This is a genomic window from Bradyrhizobium sp. 159 (assembly GCF_023073795.1).
Lineage (GTDB): Bacteria > Pseudomonadota > Alphaproteobacteria > Rhizobiales > Xanthobacteraceae > Bradyrhizobium.
In genome coordinates this window covers 18,652-31,441 of sequence record NZ_JADPKE010000099.1, presented here as the reverse complement: position 1 = coordinate 31,441, position 12,790 = coordinate 18,652, and the positions used below count along the sequence as shown (strand labels likewise).

The 12,790-nt window shown below is 56.4% G+C and carries 13 protein-coding genes and 2 pseudogenes; 10 read left to right on the top strand and 5 right to left on the bottom strand.

Annotated features, from left to right (window positions below; genetic code table 11):
* Window positions 1–56: 56 nt before the first annotated feature.
* The 4 genes from IVA96_RS30775 to IVA96_RS30760 all read right to left on the bottom strand — a co-directional run bounded on the left by IVA96_RS30775 (window position 57) and on the right by IVA96_RS30760 (window position 4,271).
* Window positions 57–1,661 carry an AAA family ATPase gene (locus tag IVA96_RS30775; RefSeq protein ID WP_247421183.1) on the bottom strand — a complete coding sequence of 535 codons (1,605 nt, stop codon included), beginning with the start codon at window positions 1,659–1,661 and terminating at the stop codon, window positions 57–59.
* Between the two features lie 123 nt (window positions 1,662–1,784).
* A complete protein-coding gene (locus tag IVA96_RS30770; RefSeq protein ID WP_247421181.1) occupies window positions 1,785–2,363 on the bottom strand; it encodes a RepB family DNA primase in 579 nt (192 codons plus the stop codon).
* A 1,051-nt stretch (window positions 2,364–3,414) separates the two neighbouring features.
* Window positions 3,415–4,008 carry an RNA ligase family protein gene (locus IVA96_RS30765; protein ID WP_247421179.1) on the bottom strand — a complete coding sequence of 198 codons (594 nt, stop codon included), beginning with the start codon at window positions 4,006–4,008 and terminating at the stop codon, window positions 3,415–3,417.
* A 56-nt stretch (window positions 4,009–4,064) separates the two neighbouring features.
* Entirely contained in the window at window positions 4,065–4,271 is a 207-nt protein-coding gene (locus IVA96_RS30760; protein WP_247421178.1) for a hypothetical protein, read from the bottom strand.
* 332 nt (window positions 4,272–4,603) lie between these two features.
* Here IVA96_RS30760 and IVA96_RS30755 point away from each other — a divergent pair, with 332 nt between their 5' ends.
* The 10 genes and pseudogenes from IVA96_RS30755 (at window position 4,604) to IVA96_RS30705 (ending at window position 12,210) form a co-directional block, all read left to right on the top strand.
* Complete coding sequence (locus IVA96_RS30755) at window positions 4,604–4,873, top strand: hypothetical protein (protein WP_247421175.1); 270 nt, start codon at window positions 4,604–4,606, stop codon at window positions 4,871–4,873.
* 1,117 nt (window positions 4,874–5,990) lie between these two features.
* Window positions 5,991–6,388, top strand: a pseudogene (locus IVA96_RS30745) (hypothetical protein).
* A gap of 154 nt (window positions 6,389–6,542) precedes the next feature.
* Window positions 6,543–7,409, top strand: coding sequence for a serine protease (locus tag IVA96_RS30740; RefSeq protein WP_247421172.1), 867 nt, complete (start codon window positions 6,543–6,545; stop codon window positions 7,407–7,409).
* Window positions 7,410–7,452: 43 nt separating this feature from the next.
* Window positions 7,453–8,075 (top strand): annotated as a pseudogene (locus IVA96_RS30735) (SOS response-associated peptidase family protein).
* Complete coding sequence (locus IVA96_RS30730) at window positions 8,041–8,277, top strand: hypothetical protein (protein ID WP_247421170.1); 237 nt, start codon at window positions 8,041–8,043, stop codon at window positions 8,275–8,277. The pseudogene IVA96_RS30735 and the gene IVA96_RS30730 overlap by 35 nt, the downstream one beginning before the upstream one ends.
* Before the next feature lie 71 nt (window positions 8,278–8,348).
* Window positions 8,349–8,753, top strand: a complete 405-nt coding sequence (locus IVA96_RS30725; protein WP_247421167.1) for a hypothetical protein — start codon at window positions 8,349–8,351, stop codon at window positions 8,751–8,753.
* Between the two features lie 91 nt (window positions 8,754–8,844).
* A complete protein-coding gene (locus tag IVA96_RS30720) occupies window positions 8,845–9,315 on the top strand; it encodes an MltR family transcriptional regulator (protein WP_247421165.1) in 471 nt (156 codons plus the stop codon).
* 568 nt (window positions 9,316–9,883) lie between these two features.
* Window positions 9,884–10,456, top strand: a complete 573-nt coding sequence (locus IVA96_RS30715; protein WP_247421161.1) for a hypothetical protein — start codon at window positions 9,884–9,886, stop codon at window positions 10,454–10,456.
* 38 nt (window positions 10,457–10,494) lie between these two features.
* The gene (locus IVA96_RS30710) at window positions 10,495–11,484 is read left to right on the top strand and encodes a DUF2971 domain-containing protein (RefSeq protein ID WP_247421159.1); all 990 of its coding nucleotides are present in this window, start codon (window positions 10,495–10,497) and stop codon (window positions 11,482–11,484) included.
* A gap of 150 nt (window positions 11,485–11,634) precedes the next feature.
* On the top strand, window positions 11,635–12,210 hold the full coding sequence (locus tag IVA96_RS30705) for a tetratricopeptide repeat protein (protein WP_247421157.1): 576 nt from the start codon (window positions 11,635–11,637) through the stop codon (window positions 12,208–12,210).
* A gap of 213 nt (window positions 12,211–12,423) precedes the next feature.
* Here IVA96_RS30705 and IVA96_RS30700 read toward each other — a convergent pair whose 3' ends face one another.
* Window positions 12,424–12,690 (bottom strand): hypothetical protein, encoded by a 267-nt coding sequence (locus tag IVA96_RS30700; RefSeq protein ID WP_247421155.1) that lies wholly within the window; start codon window positions 12,688–12,690, stop codon window positions 12,424–12,426.
* Between the last annotated feature and the right edge of the window lie 100 nt (window positions 12,691–12,790).

Below are 12,790 nucleotides of genomic sequence, written 5' to 3'. Positions count from 1 at the left end.
GTGAGACGATGTGAGGGGCTGTGAGATGTGAGACCCGAGTGACGGCTTCTTTCGAACTAAGTGACGGGCCACACGAAGTCCTCCCAAATTCCGATCTTCCCCACTTTCTGAAGTTTCAGATGGATGCGCTGGAACTCCTGATACGGGTTGCCCTTCGGATTGATGATCCCCCTAGCGGCCAGCCGATTACGCCACGTCGTCAGGGTGACACCTTTGGCTCCGGTCGGGACGTGCACGTTGTTTGGGGGCGGCGCGGTCTCATCATCCGCGATGCAGTTGAATAGCTCGCTCAGGGCCACCTGTTGTTTGTCCGACAGCTTGCCTTCGCCAGTGTCCGGGCTGGACACGTCCTGCTTCGCGATGATCGCTACAGCCTCGACCTCACCGTCATCATCGACATGGCCGGTGTCGGCCGCCTCAAGCAGGAACTGGGCGAGCACCCGCTCAGGCTGGTCATTGGCATCGGTCACTTTGGCGGTCTTGGTCGCAGCATCGCCCGTGATCTGGATCATCAGATCGACATCCCCCAGATGGGCATTGCTGCCGCGCGCACCCTTGCTAGGGTCCTTGCCGGTATGGCCCACGCACGCGATGTGAACGTCGATCAGTTCCTGCACTCGGCGCAGATTGGCGGCGACGCGGTTCTGGTCCTTGGCCGAGTTCTCCTCACCACCACCGGCCGCCACGCCTTTTGAATAGGTGTCGATCACAATAAGCCCGACGGCAACCTCCATGTGTTGCTCAGCCTCCCGCGCGGTGGCGACGATGATGTTGACGCATTGGGGGTCGAGCAGATCGATGATCTTGCGGGCGACTGCAATCGGCAATCCCTTGTAACCGTCGCGGAGTGCATAGGCGTCGAGGCGACGCTGATAGAGGTCACCGCGTTCCAAGGCGAGGATCAGCACGCCGGTAGTCCCAGCGGCGGCATGCCCGTGCCAATCTCTACCGGCCGCGCAGTGGACGGCGATCTCAGTCATCAATGCCGATTTGCCGCGCTTCGGCGGGGCGATCAGCGCTGAGGTATCACCCCTATTGAGAAAGCCTTTCAGGATCGGTCGCTTCTTGGCATTTGCGGGAAACGCTCCGAAATAGCTCAGGGGTAACGCTTCTCTTGTGCGCTTAGTCCTGTTCTCGCCTGGACCGGCCCCACCAGCGTCCTGCCCCCGCTCCGTTTCGTCAGGTTCGTCGGGATCAGCATTGTCAGCTTGATCGTCACTCTCATCAGTCTCTGCGCTCGAATTGGCTTCATTTCCAAACCCATATTCTGTCCGCGCCGCGCGGGGCCTAACCCATCCGTTTTCGACTGCCATCTTGAAGATCGTCCCCGCGCCAATTTCACTCGGCGGTGATCTGAACAGCATCCTCCACTTTTCGCGCGTACTCTTGGCGTCGTACTTGCTGGACTTGCGCGACCATTCGTCGAAGGCGTTGAATGCAACATCAGAGCCCTTGGTGGCGCGCCAAGCCGCCATGGCCACGCGGTTCCAATCGTCCCAGTCCCGATCATCGTTCGGAATGTGTGTGAGCGCAGACGCAATCAGCTCGGGGGCGGCCTCAAGAGCGAGATCGCTGAAAGGGTCGCTGAATGCCCCTGACTTCGCATAAGTGCGGGCACGTTCCTCAGCACCGATGCCGTGGCTGTAAGACGCGTCGCTCAACGGAGAGCTGTCCAACCCGATAAGCCGCAGCAGCTCGTCAGTGGTGTAGGCCCGCGCGGGGCTAATCTTGCGCAACGTTGTCGTCTGCACGACATACCCGCGTTCCGCCTTCTTCGCGGTCGGCTAGTTCACCGTTCCTGCCAGCCGCATGAGATGGCACGGGTCGCTGACCTTGTCTGTACCTAGCAGATGTTGCAGCGCCTCATTGATCTGCTTCTGCTGTGACGCATTTCGGATGCCCGTAACCCTGAAATACATTTGTGCCCGCGTCCAGGGGACTGTTCCGGTCGTAACGACTAAGGCGGGCGCGATGTCGCGCTCCCGGAGCAGCGCCTCAACGCGCTCGGCGTCGTGCTGACGGTCAAAATCGATCCACGCGAAGGCACAGGCGAGATACTTATCAGACTTTACTCGCCTCATCGGCGGATCCCGGTCGAAATGAAGCAACGGCGGGCAGATGTACACGTTGTACCCGAGACTGCTCCTTTTCGCCGCGAATTTCGCAACGTCCTTCAGCTCGGTGGCTAACCCAACTTGCGCGTCATCCACGTTGCCACTGTGAGGGTGGCTATAAGCGAACTGGATGTAAGCGCCGGGATGTTCGTGAACAAATGCAGGCTCGAAGAGCGCATACAGATGCTCATTGATGTCACTAAGGTTGGGTGTCGGGACTTCTGACTGAGTGTTCATCACTTCATGCAATCACATTCGTTCGCAGCTTTTTGGCTCGCTCGACGGACACTGACGCCTTGAGAGAACCAGTCCACGCGCGCGGTGCACGATGTCAATCGATCTCATGCCGAACCTCTACAAACGCCTCCACCGCGCCGTCGATGAACCCCTCGATGTATTCATTCGACGTGTCGTTCTCGTCGCCAAAGCAAATCTCGTGGACCTCGCTGGCATCGATCTGTCATCCGGATCGATTGCCGCGCGGAGTGTTTCAAACGGCTGCGAACGAACGCAGATTTCATCGGCCAATCGTTGTAGCCATCGGTAATCAGCGTCTCGTTCGGCCCATGATCGCCCCGCCTGCGCTCCGCGCGCTGTGTCCGCTACTACAGCAGCTTGTTTTGATGCGCGAAGCCGATCAACCATTGCTGCGCAACTCTGCTTGCGGTCCTCGTCGATTTCTCCCCCTCCACCTGCTGCCATGGCGGTTTTCCTCCCTTTTAAGCACAGCTCTCCGTTCACCGAAAACAGCGACTTGCTGGCGGCGAATAACCTAGTGCGATTAGTTGCGTTCGCTCGGCGTGAGCTGGAGTAAGAAATCCAACACAAGGTCGGCGATCAAGCCCCCCTTGCTTTAATCGCTGCAATCAAACGGCGAGTCATGATATGTTGGTTCGGAGTAAGATTGGCGCGCCTGACAGTTTGCTAAAGTAGCCGTCGAAAATATTCGCCAATCAATATCGCCAAATCCGCGCGATGGATCGCTGACGAAATCGCTTCGAACCGGCAAACGTAGGCTGACAATTCAGCGCAGAAAAAAAATTTGTAGCTTGGCTCGGCAAACGCCGTTTATCTGAAGGCGTTGACGAGCGGCACACCACAAACCGACCGCATTGAGGGCGCGCATTAAACAGCGTTCGACAGCTAGAACAAATAGTTACCTGCAAAGAGATCGTGCGACCCAGCAGAATTCTATATTTTGCACCTAAAGCGCGAGTGTCCACCATGGACACCGTTCCACCAACTTGCGAGAAGAAAAGTCACCGCGCGGATGGTGGTGGCGCTTAGTGGGTGTCACGCGTCAAAACATGTCGCCCCGATCCATAGCAGGGTGACTGCGGTTCTTCACTTTCACCCAATACCTGCTCCGCCCCGCCTGATACGGCCGGTCGCGGCGTTTTGACACCAGTCCCTCAAGTCCCATGTTGCAGGCAGCTCGAAAGAGATCAGGCCCAAGCTCGCCCCGCTCAAACGGATTGACGAACACGCCTTCAGGACGCTGTGCCAGCAGCCGCTCCAAGTTCGTCTTTCGCAGCGAGAGCGGGAGCGTGCGCAGGTCATCACCGCCTTCGGCGAGTATATCGAATGCACAGAACTGAACTTCGTGATCGTGCTTGCGCGAGTGAAGCGCGTTGCAATCGGAGACGCCATCGACGCCGAGCACGACCGCTTCGCCATCGAGCACAAAGTGCTTCTGCCTGATCTTGCGGGCGGCCTCGACGATCCACGGATAGCGGCTACTCCAGTTGTAGCCGCCTCGCGTGATCAGACGGACGCGGTCGCCGTCGCGCTCTAGGCGGAGACGATAGCCGTCGTATTTTATTTCGTGGAGCCAATCGGAGCCGTTCGGGACCGTTGTGCCCTTGGTCGGCAGGCAAAACTCAAATGAACGCATGCGGGAAAAATAGGTATTCTCGGCCTGTTTGCGAGATCGGAACGGGGCGGCCAGCGCTACGGCCTCGGCGGCAGATCAGGTGCGATGTCGCTGTCCGTGCTCTCACCGATAGCCTGCTCCACTGCGGATGCGAGCACAGCAAGGTGTTCGGCCAATCTCGCAAACAACTCACGCTTCTTGGGATTAGTCGCCAAGTCGCGAATAAGGGCGCACTCTGCGGCGTCTCGCTGTAGCTTCTCTAACTGGGCCTGCATGTCTTTCATCCTGCGGCCCTCGGTGTTCCAGTACGGGAACATTACAAATACTTGTTCCTGGTCACAAGTGAACACAGCGTGATGGCCGACCGGGACTAGCCTCTCCGTGCATGGCGCCCTCTTCACGCGCCAGCCGTCGGACCGCCTGGCTCCCCGCAACTCTGTCCCCTCCGGCCGGAGCCGGGCTGGCCCGATGGGGCTTTGCGCAGCATCAAGTTGAGAGCCGAGATCAGGACGGCGATGGCGGTGCATAGCTCTCGCTGGGCGTGAGGTACCTCGGAAGTGTCGTCGTCGGCCTGCCTTGCGGGCGGTATTTTGTGAGCACTTTAGCAGCGGTTTTCATGTCGCTTTCAGCGTCGCGCGAGCTTCATTTGAGAGAGCAGCTGGACCACGAAACGATTGATCTCGTGGAGATGCGTCGCCAGCTTGCGGCACTGCGTTCGAAACACTCGGACAATCTTTTAATTGCTACGCTGTTGAACCGCCTTTTCGTGAAAGTCGCATTCCTTGTGGAGCCAACAGACCGCACGCACGAGCAGTATCTCAACTCGGAATTCGAACGAACGTTGACGAAGGTCAAAGAGATTGCTGCGCGGGCGAACTCCGACTGAAGCCACATCGGGTGGTCCTCTCCCCCGGTGTCGCACTTCCTGCTCGATCTGCAAGGTGTCCTGATTTTCCGGACCGTTGACTTGGCTCAATGAGTGGTCTCCGCGCGGGCCGCAGCGTCCGGCCGATGCGCAAGCCCGGCGCCCAAAAGCCGGTCAAGAAGCCCAAGCCATCTCGGGTGGAAGTAGCGCGGCGGGTGATTGAGGAGTACGCAAAGGACCTGCGGGAGGTCGTCAGGAAGCTAGCTCGTAAGCTGCACTGAGGTTTGTGGCCGTTGCGATTAAAATGGCCCCAGCGGGGGGCAAGGGGGCTGAGGCCGTCATTCCTCACCGGACGGTAATCGGCGGTAAGTCCGTTGGACTAGATCAATTTCCGACGGAACTTGTAGTTCCGGCCCATACAGCGCTTAAGGCACTCGCCCGTTTCCGACTTTGGCCTAGTTTCGTCCTTGGAACTGAAAGTAGATGATGCCGCTGGGGGTTTTAACCGCTCAAGGAGCGCGCCATGCCAGAACGGTAAAAGCAGACCCGCTCCCTTGAAGAACGGGCTGCTGAAGAAGTTAGACGCCTCCGCGAAGAAGCCGAACTACTGCCTCATGGACCTGTGCGCGATGCAGCGTTAGGCAGGGCTCGACAGGCCGAGAGCGGGTCGCACATGACAGAGTGGCTGACCTCACCCAGTTAGCGGCCACCGGATTAGTCGCTATAGGAACGCAATCCTGCCGTAGCGCATTACCGCGCATGCCGAGATATTTCTTTCACATCGTGCACGAGCGCACCGAGATCGACCGCGAAGGCGAGCAGCTTCCTGACAAGCATGCAGCGTGGAGGGAGGCCACAGTCACGGCCGGACAGATGCTCCAAGGCATTGACGGGAAGCTAGTGCCGGGCCGAGATTGGCGGATGGAAGTGACGGACGAGTTTCAGAACACGCTTTACGTTCTGCACATTCGAGCCGAGAAGCCTAATTGAGCGGTAGCATGGATGTGTCCCTCGGCGCTTGGCGTGACTTCCCCGCGCGGCTTTATCCACACCCACGACGCGCAGTATGCCGCTCCGGGCACGCTCCCCAACAGATTGATAATTTGCGCATCGACCGCCGCCGCGCTTTGATGTGCGCATGGGTAGCAAGTCACGAGAGAGGATCTACGGCGGTTCAGTCCGCGCATCGGCCGAGCGGGCGGCGGAGGCGCGCAAGGTAGCCGACCGGCTTGCCTGTGAAGCCTGGAACCAACGGATGCTTGGCTTCCGAGGCCCAGCCCAGCCATCGCCCACGCTCGGTGACGCTCTCAACGCCGGGTACCTGTATCTCGATGCGACACTCATCAGACGGTCGCGCTCGATGTGGTGCGACGGCCGAAGACGACGCCGATCCACGAGTTGGAGCGCTACATGCGCTGTAAGGACTGTTCGGAGGTACGGAGCTATCCTTACAAACGGAGCCATCTGGTCGCATTGCGGGCGAACAAGATTTCCGCGACCTACCCGCCATCGCATTGGTGGCCGGGCCAGCGCTAACCGAGCTGACCAATTCGTTTCTGGCAGCTCTGCTCAGGTTTGTTCACAGAATGCGCTCGACTGCGAATTGATCGTATGGCAGCTCTTGTGCAACCTGTGCGCAAGACGTGGTTGAGCTAGTGAGGCGCTCTCCCGACGATCAACGGAAGTCAAAATGATTGAACCTATTTCTATAGCCGAACGCCTGATGTATTCGACCGTTCGAATAACTGCTCAAAACGGAGCAGCGGTAAGTCGTGGCACCGGTTTTTTCTATAACTTCCCACTGAAGGAACAAGGCCAAGTCGTTCCGACGATCATAACGAATAAGCACGTTGTGCAAGGCTCTAGTTCACAGAACTTTCTCTTGCATCTCCACGATCCGAGCAAGGGCGAGAAAGCTCCATCTGGAGCATTTAACGTCCATGTGGAGGCGAGCTTAGGAAGCGGTTGGACCGAGCACCCAGATCCGAATGTTGATCTATGTGCTTTGCCGATTGCTCAAATTCAGAACAAAATACCTGCCCCTCACCAGCCTTTCTATGTGCCGCTCGATGGTGTCCCCAGCGACGAAGACCTAAAGAAGCTAGATGCAGTCGAAGGGGTTCTCATGGTCGGGTATCCCAATGGACTGTGGGACCACGTCAATAATCTCCCCCTAATACGCAGAGGGATTACGGCATCTCATCCCGGAGTAGATTATCAGATTGAAGGCCAGAGTGGACCGGGTGTGACGGTTATTGATATGGCGTGCTTCCCCGGCTCCTCAGGCTCCCCAGTTTTTATCTACAATCAAGGAACCATTCCGGAAAAAGGCGGAAACGTGGGCCTTGGCACCCGTGCGGTTTTTCTAGGTGTATTGTTTTCTGGTCCGGTTTGGCAGCAGGACGGAAATATTACCGTGAAGAACATTCCGACCAAGGCCGTACCCGTCGCCGAGATAAGCACAATGATCAATTTGGGATACGTGATCAAACCCAGAGAGATCGTGGTATTGGGCAAGCACTTATATGCGAAAAATGGACTGATCTATCCTGAATAGGTCCTCCCGCGTGCAATCTCTTCATTAAACGAACCAAGCCGCGATCCGCGCGCTCTTCCGCGTCGTCAACCGCTACATCGGCAACTTACAGCCGATGCCCGGCGTCTTCCCTGATTATCAGCTCCCGTGATCCGCAACACGGAAGCCGGGAGAGAGATGACGCTGATGCGATGGGGCATGCCACCGCCGCTGCGCACCGGCGGGCCGCCCGTTACCAACATCCGCAATACGTCATCGCCGCATTGGCGCGGCTGGCTCAAGCCCGACAACCGCTGCCTCGTGCCCTTCAACAGCTTCGCTGAATACGCGCCCGAGCCGAACCCGGAGACCAAGAAGAAGGATGTCGTCTGGTTTGCGCTCAATGACGAGCGCCCGCTTACGGCATTCGCGGGCATCTGGACCGAGTTCAAAGGAGATCGCGGTACGAAGTCGAAGCCTATCCCCGGGCCGCACCTCGTCTACGGCTTTTTGACGACTGCGCCAAATGCGGTCGTCGAGCCCGTCCATCCCAAGGCTATGCCGGTGATCCTGACAACGGATGAGGAGCGCGATGTCTGGATGCGTGCGCCATGGGATGAGGCGAAAGCGCTGCAAAGGCCGTTGCCGGATGATTTGCTTAGGATCGTGATGCGTGGGGAGGACAAGGAAGATCGGGCTGTGGCGTAAGCATGCCGTCTCGACGAAGATGGCGCGGCTCAATCCGCGCGCGGTCAACTGGACTTTGGCGACCCTCGCCGAGGAGATCGCGGACGGCTGCGCCCATTACGGCGACGCGACGGGCTTTGCGCGTGCGCTGGACCGCGATCTGGAGTGGCCGGAGTTGATGGCGCTGGCGACGGGCGAGGTGGAGCGTGGCAGCGTGCACTGAGGTCTCGGCTTGCACCTACCGCAGGCTTTGTTAGGCTTGACCCTCTACTTTATCTATTCGGAAACCCGACCATGGCTTTGACCATCATCTGCGTGACCGGACCGGGCTCGACTGGCAAGAGCGGCACCATTCGCGAATTCACCTCAAAATACCTCAAATACGTAAAAGCCAAAGGTGACATACTCGGTGTCTTTCCAATGCCAGGACCGCGTTATGCAGTCGGTGTAAGCGGAACGGGAGACCAGCTCGATTTCATCATCCAAAACCGGAAGTTCCTGACCCGGTACTTTGGCCTCAGAGCTATGATTGTCGCCAGTCGATCAGAAGGAAAGACCATTCAAGAAGTCGAGCGCTTTGCAAACAAAGCAAAGGCTGTCCTCCATCTCATTCGCACGAAGAAGCTCGACAGCGCACGCGAACAGAATGCCGCCATCAAGGCGAACGTCGCGAAGATCAAACGACTTCTGCCTCGTTAATGGCGCACTGACGTAACGTTGCGGCGGGCTCGACGTTTTTCGCCGGGCTCGATCTCAGATGGATTGAGGACAAATAAACAGAGAGAAAGAGATGCCCGAAAAACCTCGCGGCGTTACAGCCCACGATGTTGAGCAGTTTGTTTTTTTGCATAAGCTTTCAGCGAAGGGACACGCGAGCGACGTGCTGCTGACAGCGGCAATTTTGGATCAGGAATTGCGACGCGCGATCCTGCAGAAAATGAGACCGGAGCTATCAGAGAAGAAGCAGGAACGCCTCTTTGAAGGTTATGGCCCGCTCGCGGAATTCGGCGACAAGATCGAGGTCGCTTATGCCCTCGGTCAAATCAACGATGATATCTACGGGAAGTTGCGGATTATCAAAGACATCCGCAACAAGTTCGCTCACCTCCCGAGAGAGTGTACATTCTGGACGGGCGACATCTCGAAGCTGATCGCCAAATTCGGGTGCAAGGAGAAAGCAACTCACCCGGAGATATTTGGCATGATCGCGGAAGATTGCTTCAACTATCTCGCCCGAAAAGTTGCCGATACTAAGCGATAACCAAAAGGGGTCCTGTGCCACAACAACAGATGCGGTTGCGGCCGCCCCCCCCCGGGGTGGCTAGGGCTAAAAATTTTCAAGAGGGTTGAGGTTTAAATTCCTATCTGGCGCATTGAAAGAGCCGGGGGAACCGCTATCATAGGTGTCATCAGGCGGGGGGACTTCCTATGCGGGTTGTGGCGTTTGCGCTCATCGCGACGATGGTCAGCGAGCTGGCGCAGGCGGAGACGCCGTCAACGGCTGATTTGATCGCAAATGCCACCGTCGTACCTTCTCCCTCTGCTCTGCCATCGATGCCGAGTACCGAATGGTGCAGAACGGTTGATGCGGCGTTAGCCAATCCGCGTATCGAGCAGCCGCGACGCGAGGAGTATATCGCGACAGGGCAGGCCCATCGTTGCCCAAACCAAATGTTCATAAAGCCGCGCAAGATCGTTGCAGCGCCGCGCCCGCCCGTGTCACCGGAGCAATGGTGTTCAGAGACGTTTCGAGCTTTGGGAAATCCGTACTTGGACCAATACCTGAAGGCTGCCACCCTTGAAAAAGCGCGCAATCGGGGGTGCCTTCGGTGACAGTGCGAAAGAGCCGCAATTGGTTCGACAAGGCTACGTTCACCGCTTCCGCTGCTGCGGCTGTCGCCGCTCTTGCGGCTGCCATCTTTACTGGCTGGCAGGCTTGGATCGCAAAGGATACCGAAAACCGCCAGCTTAGAGCCTATCTGTTCATTGATCACTCGTCATTGTCGGAAATCGCCCCCGGAAAATTCACAACCGATCTCGCGATCCGCGCGGCCGGTGTGACACCAGCATATAAGCTCAAACTAGCGGCAACGTTTGAAATCGGTCCCTATCTCCTCAACGAAACGAAGCTCTCAGATCAGGTTGGAGGAAACACGCAGACCTTCGACTATGCCGTGGCGTATGGCACTAAAGAGATCAATCAGCAGGTTTCGATGCAATTCGTTCCTGAGGCCGTGAAGTTGCTGCAAGGCGACGCTCAAAGGCTCTACCTGCACGGCAACATCAGATACTCAGATATGTTCGGTGCGGAGCATCAATATGATTTTTGTTTCGTTTTCCATCCTACGCGAGACAGCCTAGGAAGTGAGCGCGGTTGTGAACAATACAATCAACCACGGTGACGAACCCGCTATTGCATGCTCGAGAGGAATTTTCGTTTATGACCATATCTGCTTCGGAAGCGAACCGGATCGTTAGCCTATACGATCCGCTTCACAGCGACTTTGCCGCCTCGGCGCGGCTGAGCGATGCTCCGCCTCTTCTTGCCCATTACACGTCGGTCCAGGTGGCCGAACAGATCATAAAAAATGAGGAGATTTGGTTTTCTCATCCCTTCTATATGAACGACCTCGAAGAACTCCGGTATGGAATGAATGTCGGAATTCAGCACCTGCCGAGCTACGTGCAAGCGGCGGCCGAAACGCCGGATAGACAGCGGAAGCTGCTAGATGCGTTCAATCACTACATCGGTCATATGAATGAAACAACCTTGGTCAACACATACGTTCTGTGCTTATCGGAGCACGAGAGAGCGGATACTGATGGTGTGCTGTCGATGGGGCGCAGCTACGCCAGCCAAGGCCATGGTGTAGCGCTAATTTTTGATGGCGCCAAAATTCCCCATCAGAAGCCACAAGCTCCTCTTTGGATTGGAAAAGTGAAGTATTGCACGCCAGATGGTCGCGTGAAGTTGCTTCAGGACAAGCTCGCTGATTGGGCTCGGATCACTGCGGAACAAAAGCTGGCCGATGATCAGCTTTATCTTGCAGCCTACGGGGCGTTCTACTTCATCAAAGCATTTGCCCTGATCACTAAGCACGTTGGTTTTCGTGAGGAAAATGAATGGCGCATCATCTACGTTCCGGAGCTGGACCCAAATGGGCTTCTCACAAGTCAGTTCGGTTACTTCGTCAGCCCGCGCGGCGCGGAACCCAAGTTGAAACTAAAGATTGCGCCAGTGCAGAACTATGACGGCACTGGTTTCCGTTTGTCGCTCGCAAATCTCTTCCATTCAGCTCTGCTCGGTCCCAGCATCTCATCCCCGCTCGCAAAAGAAGCGTTCCGGCGTCTGCTTAGATCGACCAGTCTCAAAGAATTTGAGGATCAAGTACACGCCTCAACAATTCCGTTGCGACCAACAGTAGGCTAGGTGACAATCCGCGTTTTGGATTTTTATGGGCCGTGTCGTTTTTCAAAATACTTTCTAATTCTCAGGGACACGGTCGCGATAGTGGTGACACGTGCGGGGAAACGCGCGCGGTTGGTTTGCGAAGCCATTCAAAACAAGGAATATCCAAGAATGACTAAATTTCTACTCGCCGCCGCTGGTCTCGCTCTCTCGATCCATTCAGCGGTTGCTGGCATGCCTCATTGTAGTGAGTTCTTTTCGGACATCGATGTCCAGCGCCAGTGTGTTCGGTTTGAGAGGATCACCAAGGACGAAGCGAGTGCTCTTTTGCACACGTGTGAAGCGCTAAAAGCCATCATGGTAGATCATCTTCCTTACCAACTATTTTCTGCATATGACCTATCCTCTTCGAAAGATTTGAACGCATGCAAAAACATTCGGGATGTTATTGAACCAAACCTCCGACCGCCTTCACCGCGCAATGTTATCCAACCAACTCCGCAGCCGTCCGCTTCGCCATATGAGAAGGGAGTTGCGGCTCTTGAGGAGGGCAACTTTGATGTAGCCATCACAGAATTTGGTAGGGTGATAGCTGATGATCCAAAAAATGCCTTTGCGTATATAAGACGAGGGACAGCTTACGAGAAAAAAGGTGATGCTGCTTCGGCGATCAGCGACTATCGCAAGGTCTTGAAGCTTGTTGACGCCGATACCGGCGCCGAATACGCCGCCAAGATACGGAACTAGAAAAAACAAAAAAATGAGCTGCCGTTCCGCCTCATCGCGCGCTCGGGAATGACGCGAAGATGTTCGATGTCGCCGGGGTCAACACTCGAGATCGGGTCGGACCTGTTAGTCACCGCGATAAAGACCTTAAGGCTCACAATGACGGCTTAAGGTTCGTTAGTCACAAATCCGTCCATCAATTCAATGCAGTGTTAGTCCTGCCGGGATCGCCACTCACGATTTCACCCTCTTACTTTTCAATGACTTGCGGCCCTTTTTGGCAAATTGGCTCGGCGGTTTGCCAATTGCTGTTCCTGCTCTGACCTTGTCGGCCGCGCTCTCGGCGAGGCGGATACGATTCGCCTCCTCGATGTATCGCTGCGCCTCGGTGATGGTTTTCCAGCCGAGCCACCCGCAAGTGTGACTGGTATCGGCAGCACGAATGGACGGGCGATCTTTGTTCCTAACGCCCGAGACTTTATGAAATTGCTCCCAGACCAAGGCAAACTGTTCATCAGAGCAACTGGTTTTCAGGGCAGATCCAGCGACGGCTTGTTCCTCTTGAATGACGTCACAGCTGCGAGGAATCGGATCGCAGAAA

Coding starts and splice junctions, on each gene's coding strand:
- IVA96_RS30740 (WP_247421172.1), top strand. CDS start 6,543: ATGATTGAACCTATTTCTATAGCCGAACGCCTGATGTATTCGACCGTT.
- IVA96_RS30710 (WP_247421159.1), top strand. CDS start 10,495: ATGACCATATCTGCTTCGGAAGCGAACCGGATCGTTAGCCTATACGAT.
- IVA96_RS30755 (WP_247421175.1), top strand. CDS start 4,604: ATGTCGCTTTCAGCGTCGCGCGAGCTTCATTTGAGAGAGCAGCTGGAC.
- IVA96_RS30705 (WP_247421157.1), top strand. CDS start 11,635: ATGACTAAATTTCTACTCGCCGCCGCTGGTCTCGCTCTCTCGATCCAT.
- IVA96_RS30760 (WP_247421178.1), bottom strand. CDS start 4,271: ATGAAAGACATGCAGGCCCAGTTAGAGAAGCTACAGCGAGACGCCGCA.
- IVA96_RS30720 (WP_247421165.1), top strand. CDS start 8,845: ATGCCCGAAAAACCTCGCGGCGTTACAGCCCACGATGTTGAGCAGTTT.
- IVA96_RS30765 (WP_247421179.1), bottom strand. CDS start 4,008: ATGCGTTCATTTGAGTTTTGCCTGCCGACCAAGGGCACAACGGTCCCG.
- IVA96_RS30725 (WP_247421167.1), top strand. CDS start 8,349: ATGGCTTTGACCATCATCTGCGTGACCGGACCGGGCTCGACTGGCAAG.